23 protein-coding genes and 1 tRNA gene are annotated in these 21,189 nt (G+C 58.0%); 16 read left to right on the top strand and 8 right to left on the bottom strand.

Features of this window, described 5'->3' with window-relative positions:
* Positions 1-274 precede the first annotated feature (274 nt).
* A complete protein-coding gene (locus BMH52_RS02210) occupies positions 275-1,024 on the top strand; it encodes a carbon-nitrogen hydrolase family protein (protein WP_073842809.1) in 750 nt (249 codons plus the stop codon).
* Positions 1,025-1,471: a GNAT family N-acetyltransferase gene (locus BMH52_RS02215; RefSeq protein WP_032905025.1), complete on the top strand. Its 447-nt coding sequence runs from the start codon at positions 1,025-1,027 to the stop codon at positions 1,469-1,471. It abuts the gene before it with no gap.
* A gap of 35 nt (positions 1,472-1,506) precedes the next feature.
* Here BMH52_RS02215 and BMH52_RS02220 read toward each other — a convergent pair whose 3' ends face one another.
* Positions 1,507-1,746, bottom strand: a complete 240-nt coding sequence (locus tag BMH52_RS02220; RefSeq protein ID WP_073842811.1) for a DNA-binding protein — start codon at positions 1,744-1,746, stop codon at positions 1,507-1,509.
* A gap of 82 nt (positions 1,747-1,828) precedes the next feature.
* Here BMH52_RS02220 and BMH52_RS02225 point away from each other — a divergent pair, with 82 nt between their 5' ends.
* The 5 genes from BMH52_RS02225 (at position 1,829) to BMH52_RS02245 (ending at position 5,541) form a co-directional block, all read left to right on the top strand.
* Positions 1,829-2,194 carry a helix-turn-helix domain-containing protein gene (locus BMH52_RS02225; RefSeq protein WP_003190384.1) on the top strand — a complete coding sequence of 122 codons (366 nt, stop codon included), beginning with the start codon at positions 1,829-1,831 and terminating at the stop codon, positions 2,192-2,194.
* A 151-nt stretch (positions 2,195-2,345) separates the two neighbouring features.
* Positions 2,346-2,987: a UvrY/SirA/GacA family response regulator transcription factor gene (uvrY, locus tag BMH52_RS02230; protein WP_003190387.1), complete on the top strand. Its 642-nt coding sequence runs from the start codon at positions 2,346-2,348 to the stop codon at positions 2,985-2,987.
* A 1-nt stretch (position 2,988) separates the two neighbouring features.
* Positions 2,989-4,812: an excinuclease ABC subunit UvrC gene (gene uvrC / locus BMH52_RS02235; RefSeq protein WP_019821446.1), complete on the top strand. Its 1,824-nt coding sequence runs from the start codon at positions 2,989-2,991 to the stop codon at positions 4,810-4,812.
* A 32-nt stretch (positions 4,813-4,844) separates the two neighbouring features.
* Positions 4,845-5,405 (top strand): CDP-diacylglycerol--glycerol-3-phosphate 3-phosphatidyltransferase, encoded by a 561-nt coding sequence (gene pgsA, locus BMH52_RS02240; protein WP_003190391.1) that lies wholly within the window; start codon positions 4,845-4,847, stop codon positions 5,403-5,405.
* 60 nt (positions 5,406-5,465) lie between these two features.
* Positions 5,466-5,541 (top strand) — tRNA-Gly (locus BMH52_RS02245).
* A gap of 234 nt (positions 5,542-5,775) precedes the next feature.
* On the opposite strand, the gene yecR is transcribed toward BMH52_RS02245, so the two are convergent.
* From yecR to BMH52_RS02275, 5 genes are all read right to left on the bottom strand, one after another.
* Entirely contained in the window at positions 5,776-6,057 is a 282-nt protein-coding gene (gene yecR / locus BMH52_RS02250) for a YecR family lipoprotein (protein ID WP_019821447.1), read from the bottom strand.
* A 78-nt stretch (positions 6,058-6,135) separates the two neighbouring features.
* A complete protein-coding gene (locus BMH52_RS02255) occupies positions 6,136-6,552 on the bottom strand; it encodes a hypothetical protein (protein WP_020303194.1) in 417 nt (138 codons plus the stop codon).
* 42 nt (positions 6,553-6,594) lie between these two features.
* Positions 6,595-6,957, bottom strand: a complete 363-nt coding sequence (locus BMH52_RS29245) for a hypothetical protein (RefSeq protein WP_177345071.1) — start codon at positions 6,955-6,957, stop codon at positions 6,595-6,597.
* A 679-nt stretch (positions 6,958-7,636) separates the two neighbouring features.
* The gene (locus BMH52_RS02265) at positions 7,637-7,936 is read right to left on the bottom strand and encodes a hypothetical protein (protein ID WP_014718001.1); all 300 of its coding nucleotides are present in this window, start codon (positions 7,934-7,936) and stop codon (positions 7,637-7,639) included.
* Positions 7,937-8,845: 909 nt separating this feature from the next.
* Entirely contained in the window at positions 8,846-9,814 is a 969-nt protein-coding gene (locus BMH52_RS02275) for an AraC family transcriptional regulator (RefSeq protein WP_058410182.1), read from the bottom strand.
* Between the two features lie 102 nt (positions 9,815-9,916).
* On the opposite strand from BMH52_RS02275, the gene BMH52_RS02280 reads away from it, so the two are divergent.
* Both BMH52_RS02280 and BMH52_RS02285 read left to right on the top strand, forming a co-directional pair.
* Positions 9,917-11,164: an MFS transporter gene (locus BMH52_RS02280; RefSeq protein ID WP_072435646.1), complete on the top strand. Its 1,248-nt coding sequence runs from the start codon at positions 9,917-9,919 to the stop codon at positions 11,162-11,164.
* Between the two features lie 118 nt (positions 11,165-11,282).
* Complete coding sequence (locus BMH52_RS02285) at positions 11,283-12,992, top strand: polyurethanase (RefSeq protein ID WP_073842813.1); 1,710 nt, start codon at positions 11,283-11,285, stop codon at positions 12,990-12,992.
* A gap of 207 nt (positions 12,993-13,199) precedes the next feature.
* On the opposite strand, the gene BMH52_RS02290 is transcribed toward BMH52_RS02285, so the two are convergent.
* On the bottom strand, positions 13,200-14,474 hold the full coding sequence (locus tag BMH52_RS02290) for a glycoside hydrolase family 68 protein (RefSeq protein WP_014718005.1): 1,275 nt from the start codon (positions 14,472-14,474) through the stop codon (positions 13,200-13,202).
* A 205-nt stretch (positions 14,475-14,679) separates the two neighbouring features.
* On the bottom strand, positions 14,680-15,558 hold the full coding sequence (locus tag BMH52_RS02295) for a LysR family transcriptional regulator (RefSeq protein WP_072435644.1): 879 nt from the start codon (positions 15,556-15,558) through the stop codon (positions 14,680-14,682).
* Positions 15,559-15,713: 155 nt separating this feature from the next.
* Between BMH52_RS02295 and BMH52_RS02300 the strand changes: the two genes are divergently transcribed.
* From BMH52_RS02300 to BMH52_RS02335, 7 genes are all read left to right on the top strand, one after another.
* Positions 15,714-16,139: a VOC family protein gene (locus BMH52_RS02300; protein WP_014718007.1), complete on the top strand. Its 426-nt coding sequence runs from the start codon at positions 15,714-15,716 to the stop codon at positions 16,137-16,139.
* A 112-nt stretch (positions 16,140-16,251) separates the two neighbouring features.
* Positions 16,252-17,508: a cation:dicarboxylate symporter family transporter gene (locus BMH52_RS02305; RefSeq protein ID WP_072435643.1), complete on the top strand. Its 1,257-nt coding sequence runs from the start codon at positions 16,252-16,254 to the stop codon at positions 17,506-17,508.
* Positions 17,509-17,612: 104 nt separating this feature from the next.
* A complete protein-coding gene (locus tag BMH52_RS02310) occupies positions 17,613-18,194 on the top strand; it encodes a TetR/AcrR family transcriptional regulator (protein WP_072435642.1) in 582 nt (193 codons plus the stop codon).
* Positions 18,195-18,250: 56 nt separating this feature from the next.
* Entirely contained in the window at positions 18,251-19,378 is a 1,128-nt protein-coding gene (locus tag BMH52_RS02315) for an alkene reductase (protein WP_072435641.1), read from the top strand.
* Between the two features lie 44 nt (positions 19,379-19,422).
* The gene (locus BMH52_RS02320; protein ID WP_072435640.1) at positions 19,423-20,166 is read left to right on the top strand and encodes an SDR family oxidoreductase; all 744 of its coding nucleotides are present in this window, start codon (positions 19,423-19,425) and stop codon (positions 20,164-20,166) included.
* Positions 20,167-20,258: 92 nt separating this feature from the next.
* Positions 20,259-20,645, top strand: a complete 387-nt coding sequence (locus tag BMH52_RS02325; RefSeq protein WP_073842815.1) for a nuclear transport factor 2 family protein — start codon at positions 20,259-20,261, stop codon at positions 20,643-20,645.
* Between the two features lie 313 nt (positions 20,646-20,958).
* Positions 20,959-21,180 (top strand): PLDc N-terminal domain-containing protein, encoded by a 222-nt coding sequence (locus BMH52_RS02335; protein ID WP_073842817.1) that lies wholly within the window; start codon positions 20,959-20,961, stop codon positions 21,178-21,180.
* The last annotated feature ends 9 nt before the right edge of the window (positions 21,181-21,189 follow it).

Below are 21,189 nucleotides of genomic sequence, written 5' to 3' on the forward strand. Positions count from 1 at the left end.
ACCGCTATGGGCGTAGGTATCTACACAACTTTGCTGCGACGCTGGACCTGTGGCGAGGGAGCCTGCTCCCGTGACGGCCTGACAGCCGGCGCTGATCTGGCTGAGGCAGCGCGATCCAAATGTGGGAGCTGGCTTGCCTGCGAAGACGGCCGGACCGTCAACACAGTTGGACCGTGTACATATTCATTCCTGCGGTAACGGCGATACCTATGCCGCTATGGGGCAAGTGTGGATATGCTGACGGCTCTCAAACAATGATTGCCAGGACGCGACCATGACTGCCTTGACCCTTGCTGCGGCGCAAACCGTTTCCATCCCGGGCGATATCGCTGCCAATATCCAGCGGCACCTGGCGTTGATGCGGGCCGCGGCTGAACAGGGCGTGCAATGCCTGGTGTTTCCAGAACTGTCACTGACAGGCTACGAGCCGTTCCTGGCGGCCGATTTGGCCATCGACCCGCAAGACGCCGTGTTGACGCCGTTGCGTGAGTTGGCGCGGGAGCTGCAGTTGACGGCCGTGGTGGGCATGCCGGTGCGCTTGACGCCAAAAACAGGTGTGCTGATCGGCGCGCTGGTGCTTGAGGCGGACGGTTCAGTAGGCGTCTACACCAAGCAGCATCTGCACCCCGGCGAAGAGCTGGCATTTGCTGCGGGGCAGGGCGGCGAGCCCTTGGAATTGGCAGAGGAGCGCATCGCGCTGGCGGTGTGTGCGGACTTTTCCCAGGCCAGCCATCCACGCCAAGCGGCGGCAGCGGGCGCCACAGTCTATGCCGCAAGTGTACTGATCAGCGAGGCAGGCTACGCGGCGGACAGTGCTTTGCTTGAAGGCTATGCGGCCGAGCATGGCCTGTTGGTACTGATGGCTAACCACGGTGGCCCATCTGGAGGCTGGGCTTGTGCCGGTCGCAGTGCGATCTGGACCGCCGATGGCAACTTGCTTGTTGCCGCCCCCAGTGTCGGCGACGCGTTGGTGATCGCCCGTCGCGACGGCGGGCAGTGGACCGGCCAAGTGGTCGCCCTCTGAATGAGGTTTCATTTGCGCCGGGCCATCGAGCAGGACCTGCCGTTTGCCCGCACCCTGACCCAGCAGGCCATGAGCCATTACTACCGTCAGAACGGCTTGTTGTGGTCCAGCGACGGCTTCGACGTGGCCTGGGCGGGCCGCGAGAACTGGCTGATCTGCAACGATGACGTCGTCATGGGCTTTATCAGCCTGAGCCGCGATGGCAAGGCCCTGTATATCCGCGAGCTGCACCTGCTGGAATGCTGCCGCAAGCAGGGCGCGGGCACATGGGTGCTGGAGCAAATGGCGCTCAAGGCACGCGTCGAGGGCCTGGGGTTTCTACGTTTGACGGTGTTCAAGACCAACCCGGCAAGAAGGCTGTATCAGCGCTTGGGGTTGAGCATTGTCGGTGAAGAGGATGGCTTCTGGCGGATGGAGCGTGAGTGTCGCGCACTCACATCGGACTAAAACATGCACGTCCTACAAATAGGCGCATACTGCTGTCAGTTAGTGCTTTGTTCGTTGTGGGATTGAGCTCTTGGCTCATCCACGATAACGCCCTCTTTCATGCCCAGAAGTACCGCCACTTTATGGGCTTCTCCACGCCGTCCCTTTTTGCGCCCGGAGAGCACTTGATACGTGGTTGCCGGGTCTACGCCATGCTCCCGGGCGAACGCTTGAACTGACTTTCCTTGATGTTCCAGCCAGGCCTTGGCTTGTGCAGCAGTACGGATTCCGGGCATAGTTCAAAACCGTTCAAGTTTGTTTAACGAAGTGATGGTGTGACACCTCTTGGGGTGTGCCAATTTAGGATCATACATCCAAATGAGTGGAATCGGTTCGCGCTTAAGGCAAGAAAGAGAGCGACTTGGCCTGTCGCAGAAAGTTTTTGGAGAAATTGGAGGCGTTGAAGCGAACGCCCAAGGCAAATATGAAAGCGGTGGTCGTGCACCCAAGGCCGACTATTTGTCTCGCGTCGCCGAAAAAGGTGTGGATATCCTGTACGTGTTGACCGGCAGCCCAACGCCGATCCAGCTGGATAACCTGAGCAAGATCGAAGAGAAAGTGCTGGGCAATTACCGAGCGATGTTCAAGGAAGACCAGGACGCAATCCGTCGCTTGACCAGTACCTTGGCTGAGCATTCATCCGTGGTGAACGGAAAAGCCAAGTCGCCCCCCCAGGAATCCTGACCTTTAGCCCAGGAAACAGGGCTGTTCGCCAGCCGGCGAACAGCCGCAGCACGTTTAATCTCTATATATATGACACTTGCAACTAGGTCTGCGCCTTGGTTTTTTGCTAAGGTGTTCAGCAACCTATAAGACCATATCGCGAGGTGTCTGCTTGATTAGGGTGCTAGTAGTCGATGACCATGATCTCGTTCGTACAGGCATTACACGAATGCTGGCTGACATCGACGGCCTGCAAGTAGTCGGCCAGGCGGAGTCGGGGGAGGAATCCCTGATCAAGGCCCGGGAGTTGAAGCCCGATGTGGTACTGATGGACGTCAAGATGCCTGGGATTGGCGGTCTTGGTGCCACGACCAAGTTATTGCGCAGCCATCCGGACATCAAGGTCGTGGTGGTCACGGTGTGCGAGGAAGACCCGTTTCCCACCCGTTTGCTGCAAGCCGGTGCCGCCGGCTACCTCACCAAGGGCGCAGGCCTGGCCGAGATGGTGCAAGCCATTCGCCTGGTATTTGCCGGCCAGCGTTACATCAGCCCGCAGATTGCCCAGCAATTGGCGATCAAGTCGTTCCAGCCCACCAGCGATTCGCCATTTGATGCGCTGTCGGAGCGGGAAATCCAGATCGCCCTGATGATCGTCGGTTGCCAGAAGGTGCAGACCATCTCTGACAAGCTGTGCCTGTCGCCCAAGACCGTCAATACCTACCGTTATCGTATCTTCGAGAAGCTTGCCATCAGCAGTGATGTTGAATTGACCCTGCTCGCAGTGCGCCACGGCATGGTGGACGCCAGCGCCTGACATGACCACACCGTTTGATCCGAGTGCCTTTCTCTCCACCTGCAGTGGCCGCCCCGGCGTGTACCGCATGTTCGACAGCGAGGCGCGCCTGCTTTACGTGGGCAAAGCCAAGAACCTGAAGAACCGTCTGGCGAGCTACTTTCGCAAGACCGGCCTTGCGCCGAAAACCGCCGCCCTGGTGGCGCGTATCGCCCAGGTCGAAACCACCATCACCGCCAATGAAACCGAGGCGCTGCTGCTTGAGCAGACGCTGATCAAGGAATGGCGGCCGCCTTACAACATCCTGTTGCGTGATGATAAATCCTACCCTTACGTGTTTTTATCCGACGGCAACTTTCCGCGCCTGAGCATTCACCGCGGGGCAAAGAAGCAAAAGGGCAAGTACTTCGGGCCTTACCCCAGCGCCGGGGCGATTCGTGAAAGCCTGAGCCTGCTGCAAAAAACCTTTTTTGTGCGTCAGTGCGAAGACAGCTTCTACAAGAACCGCACCCGGCCGTGCCTGCAATACCAGATCAAGCGCTGCAAGGCGCCCTGCGTGGGGCTGGTGGAACCTTCGGAGTACGCCGAGGATGTGCGCCATTCGGTGATGTTCCTCGAAGGGCGCAGCAACGCACTCACCGATGAGTTGTCCGGGGCCATGGAGCAGGCCGCCAGCACCCTGGATTTCGAAAAGGCCGCCGAACTGCGCGACCAGATCTCCCTGCTGCGCCGTGTCCAGGACCAGCAAAGCATGGAAGGCGGCACCGGTGACGTTGACGTGATCGCCGCGTTCGTCAACCCGGGCGGCGCCTGTGTGCACCTGATCAGCGTACGAGGCGGGCGGGTATTAGGCAGCAAGAACTTCTTCCCGCAGACCGGTATCGACGAAGACGTGGCGGAGGTCATGGCCGCATTCCTTGGCCAATACTACGTCAGCAGCCCTGAGCGCGACCTGCCGTCTGAACTGATCGTCAACGTGGTGCACGAAGACTTCCCCACCTTGATCGAGGCCATCCACGAGCTGCGCGGCCGCGAGCTGGACATCAGCCACCGCGTACGCGGCACCCGTGCTCGCTGGCAGCAGTTGGCCGTGACTAACGCCGAACAGGCCCTGGGCGCGCGGCTGGCGAACCGACAGCACGTCGCTGCACGCTTCGACGCCTTGGCCGAGGTCCTCAACCTGGACGAGCCGCCCCAGCGCCTGGAGTGCTACGACATCAGCCACTCCAGCGGCGAGGCCACAGTGGCCTCTTGCGTGGTATTCGGGCCGGAAGGGCCGATCAAGGCCGACTACCGGCGCTACAACATCGAAGGCGTTACCGCCGGCGATGACTACGCCGCCATGCACCAGGCGCTCACGCGGCGATTCAGCAAGTTGAAGGACGGGGAGGGCAAGCTCCCCGATATCCTGCTGGTAGACGGCGGCAAGGGCCAGTTATCCATGGCCCGTGACGTGCTCAACGAACTGGCGGTGCCCGACCTGATCCTGCTCGGTGTGGCCAAGGGCACCACGCGCAAGGCCGGCTTCGAGACGTTGTACTTAAATGATGCCGCCCATGAGTTCACGTTGAAGGGCGACTCACCCGCACTGCACCTGATTCAACAAATCCGCGACGAAGCCCACCGTTTCGCCATTACCGGCCACCGCGCCCGCCGTGGCAAAACCCGGCGAACTTCAACCCTGGAAGGGGTGGCAGGGGTTGGCCCGACGCGGCGTCGCGACTTGCTTAAACATTTTGGTGGCTTGCAGGAGCTCTCCCGTGCCAGCATTGACGAGATAGCCAAAGCACCCGGTATCAGTAAAAAGCTCGCTGAATTGATTTATGCCAATCTGCACAGCGAATAGAATGCCTTCTCACCTCGTAGCCAGTTGTGCCGATGAATATCCCTAATCTGATCACCGTACTACGCGTCCTGCTTATCCCGATTTTCATTTTGTTGTTCTATTTGCCGTATGAATGGAGCTACGTCGCGTCCAGTTCGGTATTTGCCTTCGCAGCCGCCACCGACTGGCTCGACGGCTACCTGGCCCGCCGCCTGGAACAGAGCACGCCCTTCGGCGCGTTCCTCGACCCCGTGGCCGACAAACTCATGGTGGCCGTCGCCCTGGTCCTGCTGGTACAGGAACACGGCAACCTGTGGCTGACCCTGCCGGCCGCCGTCATCATCGGCCGCGAGATCGTCGTCTCGGCCCTGCGCGAATGGATGGCCGAAATCGGCGCCCGCGCCCACGTCGCCGTCTCCAACATGGGCAAATGGAAAACCGCCGCGCAAATGCTCGCGCTGGTGATCCTGCTGGCCAACCCGTCGGACTTCTCGTTCTGGGTCCTCACGGGCTACGCCTTGCTGCTGGTCGCGGCCGGCCTGACCCTGTGGTCCATGCTGCAATATCTGCGTGCGGCCTGGCCCCATCTGCGAACCACCGTTGAAAAGAAATAAAACTTTTTTGAATCAAGGGGTTGACGGGTGCTGAGGATTCTATAGAATGCGCATCACCAAGCGGGAATAGCTCAGTTGGTAGAGCACGACCTTGCCAAGGTCGGGGTCGCGAGTTCGAGTCTCGTTTCCCGCTCCAAGCATTAATGAAAAAGCCACTCTAACGAGTGGCTTTTTTTTGCCTGTGTGATTTACGGAATGGACGCTTAGGCGTCTTTTTTTGTTTGTGCGCACAACCGTAGGGCGCGCGCTCAAATTCGTATTGTTACTAGATCCGCTCAGTTCGCCTGGGTCGCCAGGCGAACTACTGTTCGCTCAACTTCCCGACGCGCCTCGACGCTTGGGGAGGGCGTCACTTCTGGCACCGATAATCCTAAGTGACGGTGGTTTCCAGGCAGTGGAATTGCCCCATCGTGCGGCACACGGATTTTTGTGCGCCTGCGCGCTCAGCGCGCGCGTAGTTCCAAAATTGGCAACGCCCCGTGGCAATCGCCAACCCTTGGGATGCCCGGATTTGGCCGTACTCAAACGGCGTATGGACGTAGAAGAGTTGCACAAGCCCGTCGGACGGGTTGCCGCCGGTGGCCCCCCAATATTTCGGCGTTGCGCAGCCTGCAATGAGCGGTAGGGCGATGGCGACGATGACGGATTTCATTGTCGAGGGCGGTCCTTCAAGAGTAAAACATGACGTTTGTAGGAGGTGTTTCCACTAGCCTGTCTCAACGTCGGTTGCCTAAGGCGGCCCAAACTTGACCGACTGGCAGCCACTGGACAGCAGCAATTCGCCTTCATCGGCCTCAAACCCGACGACCTTCCTGTCCTGGTCGACGGTGATGGAAAGGATGCAGCGATTCGGGTTATTGACGGTTGCCCAATAGTTGGTGTGCACCATCACATTGCCCTGCCTTTCCGCGCTTTGTGCCACCACCTCATTGCTGTTGTAAGACGTGTCGCGGTACCACTGCATCACCACATGCTGGTCGTCCGCGGTGCGATCCATTTTTTGGGGTGGACCAAAGAAATTGATGGCGTCCTGCGCCGGGCGGCCTTTCCATTGGCTGCGCGCGTACATTTCCGGGACGGTGTCAAAACTGACGCAGCCGGTCTGCAGCAGCGCGAGGGCCAAGGCCAATGCACCTGTGTATTTCATGTTGATCACTCATTATTCAAGCGTGCCGGTTGGCGCCGGAGGTCATTTTTTCTCAGGTGCGCCCAAGAGGAAGTTGAGGTCGCGCATCACGTCCTCGGTGCTGCTCTTCCTGGATTCAATGCGGATCGGCTGATTACCCGGCAACTGATTGAAGAGGCCTTGCTGCGTGATCGCTACCAGTTGTGCGTTGTCGATGGAGCCGACGCCCATTGGCATCATGGCGTTGGACTTGCGTTTGCCTGGTGCGCAGGCGAAGTCATAGCCACGCTCCAGCCAGCTCTTGGGCACCGGCACCCAGCGTTCAGGCGCCGGCAGCACCGTGGTGGCCCCGGCGCGCAGGTAGGCGGTGGCCGAGTTCACCCTGAGCTGTCGCTCCGGGCATTGCAGCTCCAGCGCGTAGCTCACGTAGTTGGGGCTGTTGGGGCTTTCGAATACCCTGCACGACCGTCAGCTGTGTGTTTTGCGGGTGTTGTTGTGTGGCTTTTACCGACTGTGCATCGGCGAAGAACAGGTCTCTGTTGGGCGTGTCGCCGGTGCCAAAGATCATCCACCAGTCGGTGGCCAGCGCGGGGGCTGCGCTTAGCGATAAGAGGGCGAAGGTCGAACCTGCGAGCAGGCGCTTTCGCAAACCGAGGGGGATGTTGTTGTACATGGTCAATCGACTCCTGTCGTGGACGCGGGGAGGGCTAGAGCTCAACGAAATGAGCGAGCGGGCACATCCTAGGCAGCGTCGCCCGTGCCATTCAATAATGTGGGCGCAATCAGGACGCGTCCTGCGAACCCATGCGCTGGGTCTGTAGGAGGTGTCTTTCAATAGCGTTGTGCGTGACTTATCCAAGCATTGAAAACGCCCCAGAAATTGAATGGGTGTCTAAGTGTTGGGGGCGCCCTTCACCCTCGGCAGCCGACTGCGCGCACTCTTATGCCTCAAACGGCCATCTATCGAATGCTGAGCGCTGACGCAGGTTTAGCGTGCTGAGCATGAACACCATCTTTGCCGGCAACGCCGCCATGTGGCGCGCCCGGCACGCCGACGGCCGTTCCCATAGGCCGGTGCGCGCGATGCCCGCACCGGCTGTCAGGGTTACTTCGTGCAGGTCAGGCGCGAGTACTTCGGCGGCTCAAGCAGGATGCCTGGAGTCATGACCGTCGAGCAGTTGAACACACGGCCCTTGGCGGTCGTGGCTTTGAAGTTCAGTTCAGCGCCGCCCAGGAAGTCCTCCTTGCTCTTGGTGACCGGGCCCATGGTCAGCTCATCCGTAGAGGCCAAGCCAATCGCCTCTGCGGTGACTTTGTGTATCTGCAGTACGTTGGGGTTGGTGGTGCAGCCCGCCAGCAGGCTGGCCAGTGCAAGCAGGAGGAGGGCGGTTGAGGTCTTGGTCATCGTTGAGGCTCCTTGCGAGTGGCGGCGGCAGGAAAATTGCGCGCGTGCCGCCTGTGGGAATCATGAGGGAACAGGGATTTGCCCTACGGCGGCGGAGTCTAGGAGCGCGTAAAAGACCCCCACAATCACTTGGAGGAAATCGAGACGGAGGCTACGGTGGAGCGTGTTGGAGCTGACGGAAATCGAGCGGGAGAGGGTCAGGCCACCGAGGGAAAATCGAGGCTGAAGGGTGACGAAGGTGGGCATGGGGATATGCAGATCCTCCACGGCGATGGGGCTTTCGCAGGCATGCTCTAGCTGGGTAGAAAAATCCATCGCGAGGGTGTTAGTGACAGGCTGCCGGCTAGATGTCAAACCCGCAGGTACTTCCATCGTTCGCTGACCCATGACGGCATCACTTTTTATGGGGGAGGGTGTTCGCCTCGCTGGTTTCCCTGACCGCAAACATTAGGCAGCGCATCGCTTCACGATCCTGTTCCGACAAGCAACGGTAGTAGTGGACCAGGCGCTCTTCTTCTCGATTGAGTTGTCGGGACCGCAGGGCTGTACTGACGGCGGTACGCAATGAGGGAAAAAATGAGGTATTTAGCATGATCCAAGTTCTTCATGAGGTGAATGGAGACGTGGGCTTCTTGCCCGGAACAACTGAATACATAACGTTTATTTTAGAAAAGGGCTTGTCGTTTTTCGTGACTGTTGGGTATTTCAGATGGGGCCGTCGGAAGTGTTTGGAGAAGGTGTAGGAGCGATCTTTCAAAGGCGGTGGAAAACACGCGATAGGGGGACGCTACCGCGGATCGGGTCCTATGCGGTGCCTGAGAGGTCCCAGTGCTGGCTTTCGATCAGGTAGCACGAGCGGTTTCATTAAATGATTCAGAGGCACAGACCGTCGAGTACGTGCGCTCAGCGTCAAGTAACAATGGGCTGCCTCACCTTGCGACTTAACCCCGGTGTCTTGCCCGTAACACGTTTGAACGCGCGACTGAAAGCGGCCTGGGATGTATAGCCCAAGCGTTGTGCTACCTCTTCGATCGGCAGCCTTTCCAGGGTCAGCCACTGGCTTGCGAGCCGCATTCGCAGTTCGGTGACATAGCGCAGCGGCGTCATGCCAATCGTCACCTGGAAGCGATCCGCGAAGGCTGAGCGTGAGGTATTGCATTGCTCTGCCAATTGCGCAACGGTCCAGTCGCGGCCCGGTTGTTGATGGAGCGCGAGCAGTGCACCGGCCAAGCGTGGATCGCGCAAGGCGGCGACCAGGCCAGAGGCATTACCGCAGGCACACTCTACCCAGCCGCGAACGACCATGGCGGCCACCACGTCGGCCAACCGCGCGAGGATACCGGCGAAGCCCACACGTGCGGCGCTGACCTCGCGTTCCATGGTGGTCAGGATAGGCACCAGTCCAGGGTAGCGCTGGCCGTCGGCATCAATCAACATCAGGCCCGGCATCAGTTTGCCGAGGCCATGGATGCTGCCCAGTTCAAACTCCATACAACCACTGAACAAAATGGTGCTCGGCGTTGGGCTGGCATCGGTTCCGGTGTGCACCGCGCTCACGGTGTCACCGAGGGGGACGCCGTCTAGGCGGTCGATGTCCTGAACGGGTACGTCCGCATGGGAATACAGTTGATGGGCCGCGCCGTGGGAGATGAACACGGCGTTGCCGGCAGACAGCGCGTAGGTGGTGCCGTCCTCCATTCGCAGTACCGCATTGCCGACGGCCATGAAATGGAACCAGGCATGCCCAGGTTTTTCAGCGAAGCCCAAACCGAAACTCGGACTCGTTTGTATACGCCGGTATTCGACGCCACGCAGGCGCATACCGCGCAACAGTTCGTTGATGAGATCCGAGGAAAGAGCAAACTGTTCTGCAGACATTGTTCAGGTGTTTTAGTCAAAAATGAGAGATCTTGGATCATAGATCATCCAGATTCGCGCGCCTAGACTGCGGGTCGCAATGATGATTGGGAGATCGCTGTAATGACTGACTGTGTATGTGACGCCGTATCCAACCGCCATCCCGGCGCCTTCTCGGATGCAGAGCCTGCGGCCCCCGCGTGGATGGCCGTCTTCTCACTGGCAATGGGAGTGTTCGGATTACTGACTGCGGAGTACCTTCCGGCCAGTTTGTTAACACTGATGGCGACTGATCTGGGCGTGTCCGAAGCGCTGGCTGGCCAGGCGGTAACGGTGACAGCAGTGGTAGCGTTGTTCGCCGGTTTGTTGGTGCCAGGCCTGACCCGCGGCATCGACCGACGTTGGGTGTTGTTGGGGTTTTCAACGTTGATGGTTGCCTCCAATCTGTTGGTCGCCGTTTCTTCCAGCTTCGCGGTGCTGCTGTTGATGCGCATCTTGCTGGGGATTGCCCTGGGCGGGTTCTGGAGCATGGCTGCGGCGGTGGCGATGCGCTTGGTGCCGAGTGCTTTGTTGCCTCGGGCGCTGTCGATCATTTTCAGTGGGATTGCCATCGGGACGGTCGTTGCCGTGCCACTGGGCAGTTATCTGGGCGGGCTATACGGCTGGCGCAGCGCGTTCTTTGCAGCGGCGGCGGTAGGCATGGTGACCCTGACGTTTCAGTCATTGACTTTACCGCGCCTCGCGCCGCGCCGGCCAGCACGTCTGCGCACGGTTTTCGACGTGTTGCAGCGCCCAGGCATCGCCATGGGGATGTTCGGTTGTGTGCTGGTGCATAGCGGTCACTTCGCGATGTTCACCTACGTTCGGCCATTTCTTGAAGGTACTACCGGCATCGGCTCGCAAGGGCTGTCGCTGATGTTGTTGGGGTTCGGTGTGGCGAACTTCTTCGGCACGCTGTTGGCTGGCAGGCTGCTGGAGCACCGCCCGCTGGCGACTCTGGTGTTAATGCCTGCGCTGGTCGGGGTTGCAGCACTGGCGTTGGTGCTGTTGCCACCCTCGTTGCCGGGGCAGGCGGTACTGCTGGCAATCTGGGGCTTGGCCTTTGGCGGTGTGCCGGTGGCGTGGTCGAACTGGGTCGCCAGCGCGGTACCTGACCAGGCGGAAAGCGCCGGGGGTATGGTGGTGGCCTCTGTGCAGTCCGCCATCGCCATGGGCGCCGCCGCTGGCGGTGCAGTGTTCAGCCTCGGTGGCAGCGCGGGCGTATTTATAGCGGCGGCGGTGCTGATGTTGCTGGCTGCGTTGCTGATTGCGCTGCGTGTCCGGGTGCCTTCTGTCCATGTCGTCAATGCTGGGAGGGCTAGCGCTCAATAAAATGAGGACTATTGAGTTTCTAGGTAACCCTTGACAGTCCCCCGTGACCCGCACTCAATCGACCCCGGCCATCCGAATCGAGGCCATCTGGCACGTCATCTGAAAAGGGACCAAGGGCATGGGCGTTTTCGATTACAAGGGCATGAAGGGCGACCCCGCCAAGGCGCTGCTGAGCAACGCCTTGGCTTTATCCGAGTACGCGTATGACTCCACCGGCCAACCCCTGGCAACCGGTGGCTGGGCGCCTATCGGTGCGCAGGCCCTGGGCGTGACGCAGCATGTGGACAAGCAAGGCACCTTCTGGGGCGAGACAGCCTTGGCCCCTTCGGCCAACGTCGAGATTCTGGGGCAGTACGATGGGCTTGGCAGGCTGATCGCCATGGGGATTGCCTTTCGTGGCACGTCCTTTGGCTTGACCTGGGATGGCGCGGGCGACGTGGCCAGCGACCTGGCGGCCGCAGCACTGCCTGGATACGCCGCCAATTACGCCAAGTTCGCCTTCAGCGCCTTGCTCGAAAACGTCGCTCGTTACGCCGCGAGCCAGGGCTTGAGCGGCAAGGATATCCTGGTCACCGGCCATAGCCTCGGCGCACTGGGCGCCAACAGCCTGGCGACCTTGAGCCACGATCACTGGGGCGGCTTTTATCAGGATGCCAACTACGTAACCTTTGCCTCACCCGCTCAACGCTCGGGTGATACCCCGGTGTTGAATATTGGCTATGAAAATGACCCGGTGTTCAAAGCCATTGATGGCAAAGGCATCAATACCTCGGCACTCTTCTGGGGCAACGACCGGGGCTGGGATGCGGCCGCCAACAACCTCGTCAGTTTTACCGATAATTACGCGTCGTTCTCGGCACATTTACCTAATAGTCTGAATTGGGGCGTGGCCAAGGCTCACTCCCTGGACGGTTACATCCAAGGTTTGGGGCGTATCGCGTCCTCCGAGTTCTACGACCTGACCAGCAAGGATTCGACCATCGTGGTCTCCAGCCTGACCGAGGCTGCGCGTGAAACCACCTGGGTACAAGACCTGAACCGTTACGCTGAAAAACACACTGGCAATACCTTCATCCTCGGCACCGAGGGCAACGACCTGCTCAAGGGCGGTGTCGGCAACGACTTCCTGGAAGGCGGCGCCGGTCATGATCGTTTTCGCGATGATGGCGGCTACAACATCCTGCTGGGCGGGCAGGGCGATAACGTCTTCGAACTGCACAAGCCACTGGCCAGCTTCGGCTTTGCCAATGATGGCGATGGCACGCTCTATATCAACGACGCCTATGGCGGCATCAGTATGACCCGCGATATCGGTGCATTGGTGAGCCAAGAGCAGTCCTACATCATGTGGAATTCAATCCCCTGGGGTACCCACGATGTAACCTATAACGTAACCGGCCAAGGCCTGCTGGCCGGCACAGCCTTGACGCCCTACACGGCCTCTGCCAACGGCGATGCGCAGGACAATGTCCTCACCGCTCATGCTGCGGGGGAATGGTTGTTCGGTCTGGGCGGCGACGATTATTTGATCGGTGGGCAGGGTAATAATGTGTTCGTCGGCGGGGCGGGCAATGACCTGATGGTGTCGGGCGGGGGCAGCAACACTTTCCTGTTCAACGGCCTCTTTGGCAATGATCGGGTCGAGGGCTACCAGGCCAGCGATAAGCTGGTATTCATGGGGATTCCTGACCTGGGCCAGCAATACGATTACCGTTCCCATGTCTCGATGTTCGAGGACAATGCGCTGTTGTCCTTTGGCGACAACTCGGTGACGTTGGTTGGCGTGAACATTACTCAACTCAATGGTGCAGGCATTTATATTTCCTGAATACCCACACAATGGGCTGTTGAACCTGTGGCGAGTGAGCTTGCTCCCGTGACGGCCCCTCAGCCGACACATACCTACCTGACGCCCCACGGACCAAAATGTGGGAGCTGGCTTGCCTGCGATGGCGGCTGTCAGACCGCTACGGGAGCAGCGGATATCTACCGCGGGTTTGTCATCGAGCTCAAACCCGCTACCTCATAGCCTCCGTTACTTGAGCGTAACGTCGAGCATCGGCGGGATGTAACCGTAGTCATACTCGGCGACCACGAACGTTTGCTGCCCTTTGATCTTGATGCCCACCGTCGGTGCTTCGGTGCCGCCGATACGGATCTGCGTGCCGGTGTCGTCGGTCGGTACGCTGTCGATGAAGGAGGTCACCAGGCCGTTGGGCATGACGCAGTGCGAGTAGGTCTGAAACGGTTGGGAGGACGGGTTGCCCAGTACCAGGCCAGAGCCGTTCAACGGCACATACGGGCCGAACAGCGAATCGGCGACGAAGCCGTATACCCCGTCCGGGCCGGTTACACCGTCGGCGTAGGTGAAGGTGTGGCTGATGGTGAACAGGTAGTACTTGCCGTCCTGGAACACAAAGTGCGGGCGTTCGGTCTGGTCGTTGACGCCGACCGCGGTCAGCAGCGGTGGCAGCATTTCCCAGTCGTCACCGTCTTCGTCGCGGGCCACGGCGATCCCGACGCAGGCGGTCTGGAAGCGCGAGTTGCCGACCTCTTCATAGCCGGGTGGTACGTCGCCGATTTCGGCGTTACCGACCTTGTGCGAGCCGCGTTCGCCGGCCACGTTGCCTTCGAACAGCATGTACAGCTTGCCGTCTTTCGGGTCGCGAAACGGCCATGGATCGCGAAAGCCCCAGAAGGCGTTTTGCGCTTCGGTCTGGTACATCTTGCCGTCCGCCTCGAACAGCGGCTTGACCTTTTCGAAGCCCACCAGGCTGACGCCATGCTCGGTGGTCACCACGCGGCCACGCACCTTGACGATGGTCGCGCCGGGCGTGACGGCGGTGTAGTACAGGTCCACTTCGCCTTGTTCGTTCAGCAGGATCGGTGTGCCAGCCCATTCGCGCACGGTGGGTGAAACCCCTTCAGCCATCACTCGGCCGCCGAGCTTCCAGTCTTTGCCAGTGCGAGAAAACCAGTAGTACATCTTTGCCCGGCCATGGCGATCGTTCCAGTCGCGGATGACGTCGTAGTTGCCATTCTGATCGAGGTATTGCGGGTCGTTCGGGTGGCGATCCGCAGTGAGGGTGAAGATCACCGACCAGCCGTCAACGGAGGTGATGTTGCCGTCGATATCACGCAGCGGCATGGTGTCCCAGATAAAAACCTCGTCACTCAATACCGGGAAGTTCGCACTGACCAGTGGCTGGGTGGTGGTGGGGTCGTCCGCACGCACTTTAAGCGCATCGGCTCGGGTCCACAGGCTGGGTTGATGGGGTGTTTTTCCAAATTTCGAAGGGGTGTTTTTCATAGGAAACCTCGTCCATGTAGGGATTCAAGTCACTGTATTTATATACAGTGATTCGAATTTAAAAGACTCGGATCTGTGGGTCAAGGATAAAAATGCATTTATGCATTTTTTGAGTTTTTCATTCAGCTGATACGTTTCACCTTGTCCCGTTTACAGAAGTTATTTCATTGGCGTGGCGCAGTGATGGCCATGAGCGAGAGGGTGGTTAGTTCAAGCCACGCATGAACTGGTCACTGATCAGGTCAGCCAGCATCCGCACGGGTTCGGTAAGGCTTTGGCGAGAACGGTGTATGAGTCCGATATCCCGGTGAAAGGTGTGTATGCCCAGATCGAGTGCTCGAACACCCATAGGCCACTCCGGATCTCTGCACGTTTGCGGCACCAATGCGACGCCTACGCCCTTTTTGACTAATTGAAGGATGGCCTCCAGCTCATCCAGTTCGCACACCTCATGCAGCGTGAAATGCATCTGCCGCACAAAACGATCAACCTGCCTGCCGCCGAACGATGAGCGGTCATAGCGAATGAAAGGATGGCTGGACAGCAGCGCCGACCAGTCTTCACCCGGCACTTCGCTCGGTACTATTAGCCGGTAGGGCTCCCGCGCCAGCGTCGTCCAGTGCAGGTCACTCTGGAGCGAGAAGGGCGGGCGAATGATGGTGGCCATGTCGATCTCGCCAGCGTCGACGAGGTTGACCAATTCCATCGACAGCCCTGGAATGACTCGCGTGCGACATTGCGGGCATTGCTGGTGAAACCTGGCCAGCGATTCGGGCAAATATGAGCGCTGCACCGACGCGATTGCGCCGATAGTCACCCGCTCGTTGGTGGGTTGTCCCATCGTCGAGGAACCCAGGTTGTCGTAAAGATTGAGCAACTCCTGAGCTTGCAAGAGTACCTGGTGGCCCATTCTATTGAGATGCGCAGAGCGTCCTTTTCTGTCGAAAATTTCAACGCCCAGTTCAGCTTCGAGGCGCTGGATTTGCGCGCTCACAGCGGCCTGGGTCAGGCCGATTCTGTTGCCGGCAGCGGCAAAAGTGCCTTCCCGCGCAACAGCGATGAGTGTCTTGAGTTCTTTGATCATTCATAAATATTAATTGTGTTTCTAAGAAATATATATTGATTTTTATGTTGGGTTTTCCGTCCTACGATGTTTTCCATTCCCGGCAACGGCTGAGCCAAGCGAGGCAATGACGGGGGAATGTTCGCCAAACCCACAAAAAAAGCACTGGAGATCTGATGAGCCTCTCGCCATTCCACCTCGCAATACCTGTTTACGACCTGGCTTCAACACGGACCTTCTACGGTGAGGTTTTTGGTTTAGAAGAAGGGCGGTCCAGCACTCAATGGGTCGATTTCAATTTCTATGGTCATCAACTGGTGATTCACGAGCATCCCAAAACCGCCTCTCAAGAAAGTGTTCATAGCAATCCGGTCGATGGTCATGATGTTCCTGTTCCGCACTTCGGCATCATTCTGGGTTGGGAGCAATGGGAAGCGCTGGCCGAGCGACTGAAGTCGTTTGGTACCGAATTTGTGATCGAACCGTACATTCGTTTCAAAGGTCAGGTTGGCGAGCAAGCCACCATGTTCCTGTTTGATCCTTGCGGCAATGCTCTTGAATTCAAGGCGTTCAAGGATATGGGCCAGCTCTTCGCGAAATAAGAACACCCATGGCACAGCTGAGCTGTGCCATGGGGGCTCACGTGAGCTGCAAGCTCATGACTCTAGCAACTGCTGATAACGCAGACCTTTCATTCCAACAAGAAGGCTAGACATGAAACGTATTCCCTTGGTGTGGCAAATCGTTGCCGGGCTGTTGCTTGGCGTGCTTGTCGGTTGGTACTTCAATACCCATCCGCTCTATCAGGCATGGGTCAGCGTGCAGGTTCTGAAACCGCTTGGTGACATCTTTATCAAGATGATGAAGATGGTCGTTGTGCCAATCGTGTTCTGCTGCATGATTCTGGGCATTGCAGGTGGCCCAGACAGCAAGTCATTTGGCCGCATGGGTGTGCGCTCGCTCGGTTATTTCTTTGCGATTACCGCGCTGGCCGTCGTCATAGGCTTGTGTTTCGCAAATCTCTTCGAACCGGGAACAGGTACCGATATTTCCGGTGTTTCGCACGGTGCCGCATCCATCACGCTGGAGCCGCCGAAAGGAGCGCTGGTAATATTGCAGAACATCGTGCCCGATAACGTATTGGCTGCGATGTCGGAGGGGAAGTTGCTGTCGGTGTTGTTTTTTGCCGTGCTGTTCGGCCTGGCATTGAACGCCTTACCGAAAGAGAAAAACGCACCGGTCATCGCACTGCTTCAAAGTGTTTGCGATGCGATGTTCAAGGTTGTCTCCATGGTTATGGCTTATGCGCCTGTGGGTGTGTTCGGCATGATCGGCGCGACCGTGGCGACGTTTGGTTTCGCTTCCTTGTTGCCATTGCTCAAGTTGATTGGTGTTGTGTACCTGGCGCTGATTGTTTTCGCGTTGGTGGTACTTGGCGGTATCTGTTACTTGATAGGCGAAAACATTTTCAAGTTGATCCGGTACTTGCGCGATGAGTTGATGCTCGCATTCTCAAGTGCCGCCTCAGCCGCAGTGATGCCGCAGTTGATGACAAAAATGGAAAGTTACGGCGTGCCGCGTCGGATCGTCAGTTTCGTGGTGCCGGTGGGGTATGCGTTCAACCTCGATGGTGCGTCGATTTTTCTTGGGGTGGCGACGATCTTTGTCGCGCAACTCCATGACATCGACCTGTCGTTATCCCAGCAGATCCTGTTGGTGGTGACCATGGTGCTGACTTCCAAGGGCGCAGCAGGGGTGCCAGGTTTCGCCATCATCATCTTGTCAGCGACATTGGCCTCAGCAGGTCTTCCACTGGAAGGCGTCGCGTTGATCGCTGGCATTTTCAGAATCATCGACAGTGGTACCACTACGTTGAACGTGTTGGGCAATGCCATTGCGCCGTTAGTCATCGCCAAGTGGGAAAAGGTCGAGCTCAGACCTTCAACGGATTATCCAGCCGCACGGGTCTAGTCGTTTGCAGGAGCAACGATAGGCGAGAACGCAGGAGGTCATTCGTCAGGTATTGCTAATGTTTTGTAGACGACCGGTCTAGTTTTGGATAGACTCTCGTCATTATGAAAAAATCTAATCTGGACATGCGACAGCACATCATCGATGTAGCGAAGACACTGATGACCCACAAGGGCTATACCGCCGTCGGTCTTATGGAAGTATTGACGACGGCGGGCGTGCCCAAGGGCTCGTTTTATCACTACTTCCGCTCCAAGGAGGAGTTCGGCCAGGCACTACTGGAAGAGTATTTCCAAGAGTATATCGGTCGGGTAGACATCGTCATGGCAGCGCAAGGGACTGGCGCCGAGCGGCTGATTGGCTACCTGAGTTACTGGGCGAAGACACAGGCGTTCGATCATCCCGAGGAGAAATGCCTGGTGGTGAAACTCGGCGCAGAAGTGTGCGACCTCTCGGAGGACATGCGCAGCGTACTTGAAGCGGGCACCGCGCTGATTATCCAGAGGATCACCCGGTGTATTGAACAGGGGATGGCTGACGGGTCCATCACGTCGACCCAGAACGCCGAGACATTGGCTGAATCGTTGTATCAACTGTGGCTTGGGGCTTCACTGTTAGTGAAGGTGCGAAACACAACGGCTGCTTTCGAAACAGCGCTGAACACGAGTAAGCGTCTGCTGGCATAGGGGCGTTTTTTTTTACCACTTTACTAGACGACCGGTCTAATTTATCAAGAGGCTTTATGACCGATATCACCACGGATACCGACCTTTTTTCTCCCATGCATCTGGGGGCGCTGCAATTGGCTAACCGGATAGTCATGGCGCCCGTCACACGTAGCCGGATGGCCGACGACGGTGTGCCAAATGAAATGCACGCCACTTACTACGCTCAACGTGCCAGTGCCGGCTTGATCATTGCCGAAGCGACGAACATTTCTGCCCAAGGACGTGGCTATGCCATGACTCCGGGAATCTGGTCGCAAGAACAGGTGGCCGGCTGGAAAAAGGTCACCGACGCAGTGCACGCGGCGGGCGGCAAAATTGTCAGTCAGTTGTGGCACGTGGGACGTTTTTCCAGTGTCGAGTTGCAACCCAACGGCGAAGCGCCGGTAGCGCCTTCGGCGATCAAGGCTGAAGGTAGCACCTACACCGAAAATGGCTTTGTCGAGGTGTCGACGCCTCGTGCGCTGCAAACCTCGGAGATCCCAGGGATCATCGAGCAATACAAGCGGGCCGCCGAGAACGCCAAGCGAGCCGGTTTTGATGGCGTAGAAGTGCATTCGGCCAACAGCTATCTGCTCGATCAATTCCTGCGTGATTCCACTAACAAACGCACCGATCAATACGGTGGCTCCATTGAGAACCGGGTGCGACTGACCTTGGAAGTCACCGAAGCCGTGGTTTCGATATGGGGTAACGACCGTGTCGGTATTCGCCTTTCACCGGTGACCCCTGATGCCGGTAATACGCCTCCTGACAGCAATGTCATGGCGACTTATGGCTACCTGATCCAGCAGCTCAATCAATTGAACCTGGCGTACCTGCATTTTGTTGAAGGCGCCACGGCGACCTCCCGCACCGTGCCCGAAGGCGTGGACCTGGATGCACTGAGTGCCCAGTTTGAAGGGCCATTCATAGGCAATAACAACTATGACCTGGCGATGGCAATCGAACGCCGGGCGCAGGGCCGGATTGATGCGGTGGCATTTGGTCGCTTGTTCATTTCCAACCCCGACCTCGTAGAGCGTCTGCGTCGAGGTATTGAGCTGACCATCGCTCCACGCGAGAGTTACTACGGCGGGGGTGCAAAAGGTTACATCGATTGGCCAACCGCTGACGCCTCAATAGCAAGGTCCCGCGCTAATTAAGGCGCTGGCGTCGCAATAGCATTCATTGCAAAAAGGTATTGAACATGAATTACCTGCAAAACAAGGTAGTCATCGTCACGGGCGCATCCTCAGGCATCGGCGCGGCAACCACCCGGGCGCTGGTAGCGCAAGGTGCGCGTGTGGTTGCCGCCGCCCTTGATGAAGAGGCGTTGGAGTCTTTCGTCGCTGACCTGCGCGAGGCCGCAAGTGAGGTGGTCGCGTTTACTACTGATGTGACTCAACCGGATCAAACCCAGGCACTTGCCAGGTTTGCCCGTGAAACATACGGCGCCATCGACATTCTGGTGAACAACGCTGGCCTGATGCTTTTTTCCCGTTGGGTTGATCTGGCCGTGCAGGATTGGGAAAAGATGATCGATGTGAACATCAAGGGTTACCTCAACATGACGGCTGCAGTATTGCCGTTCATGTTGGAACAGAAGTCCGGGCAGATTCTCAATATGGACTCTGTTGCGGGGCATCAGGTAGGGCCGTATGCGGGTGTCTACAGTGCGACCAAGTTTTTCGTCCAGGCCATGACCGAGTCCATGCGCAAAGAACTTGGCGTGCAGCACGGTATTCGCGTTAACACGATCAGCCCTGGCGTCATCAATACAGGGTGGGCGGACAAGGTCAGTGATCCGCAGGGGCGCAAGGCTGCCCAGGCGCTGAACCGGATTGCAATTGGGCCTGACGATGTCGCCCGTGCAGTGATTTACGCGCTCAACCAGCCGGAAAACGTCACCGTCAATGACTTGATCATCTCGCCGACGCGCCAGGATTGGTAGCGGGCGGCGGTCATTGACTCATTCAGCAAGACCCCTCGGCTATGTCAGGCGAGCGGTGTGGCATCTCGTCCCCCATGAAAGGAAAAACAAGCATGTCGAAGAATATCAAGGCAGTACCCACCCACGAGTACGACGCTGTCATCGCCACAGCCAATCAGTACGTGGAAGGTCTGCGTACCGGTAATGCTCAAGGCGTTGCACAAGCCTTCCATCAAGACGCAGTGATGTATGGGTTCACCAATGGCGAGTTGCTCGGCGGCCCGATCAACAAGCTGTTTGATTTCGTTGCGAAGAACGGCGGCGCACCCCAAATCACCACTCGCCTTGACGTATTGGCAATTACGCCGAGCACCGCAGTAGTACGTGTCGATATGGAAAACGATGCGATTGGCGCCGATTACAACGACTACCTGACACTGATCAAAATTGAGGGTGTCTGGAAGGTGATTGCCAAGGTGTATCACCAGTTCGACGCGTAAGCATCAACCGATCCCGGCACCCCTGATGTCGGGATCGCCGGGCTGTCTATTCAAAGGGTCATACGATGCCAATGGTTGAATTCTCCGCTGTTTTGAACGCCGTGCACAACGCGCCTGGAGCGTGATGAAGAAGTTTGGTGAGATCCAGCAATGGCACCCTGCGATTGTCAAAAGCAGCCTCGAAGACGGCGAGTCCGATGGGGCTGTTGGGTGTCTGCTTGCTCAGTGTCGATGAGTCCAACGGTAGGCCCTTAAAAATAATGAACCCTGCCTGCGCCTGTGCACCCAAAGTTACATAACCTGGAGGTGCATCATGCAAACCACTTACTTCTGGATAGGCCTGGCAGTGATCCTCGTACTGCTTGATGCGTGGATCATCAACAGCATCTGGCGCAGCGATAACGCCTCGGCGAGCAAGGCAGGCTGGAGTGCGATAGTCGTGGTCCTGCCGTTCCTGGGCGCCGCAATATGGGCGATTGCCGGCCCAAGGGGTGTCACCAAGGGGCCGTCTTCTCCCGAGCACAGCAAGGGCTGAGTCCGGGCC

The organism is Pseudomonas sp. BTN1 (genome assembly GCF_001907715.1).
GTDB classification, from domain to species: Bacteria; Pseudomonadota; Gammaproteobacteria; order Pseudomonadales; family Pseudomonadaceae; genus Aquipseudomonas; species Aquipseudomonas paracarnis.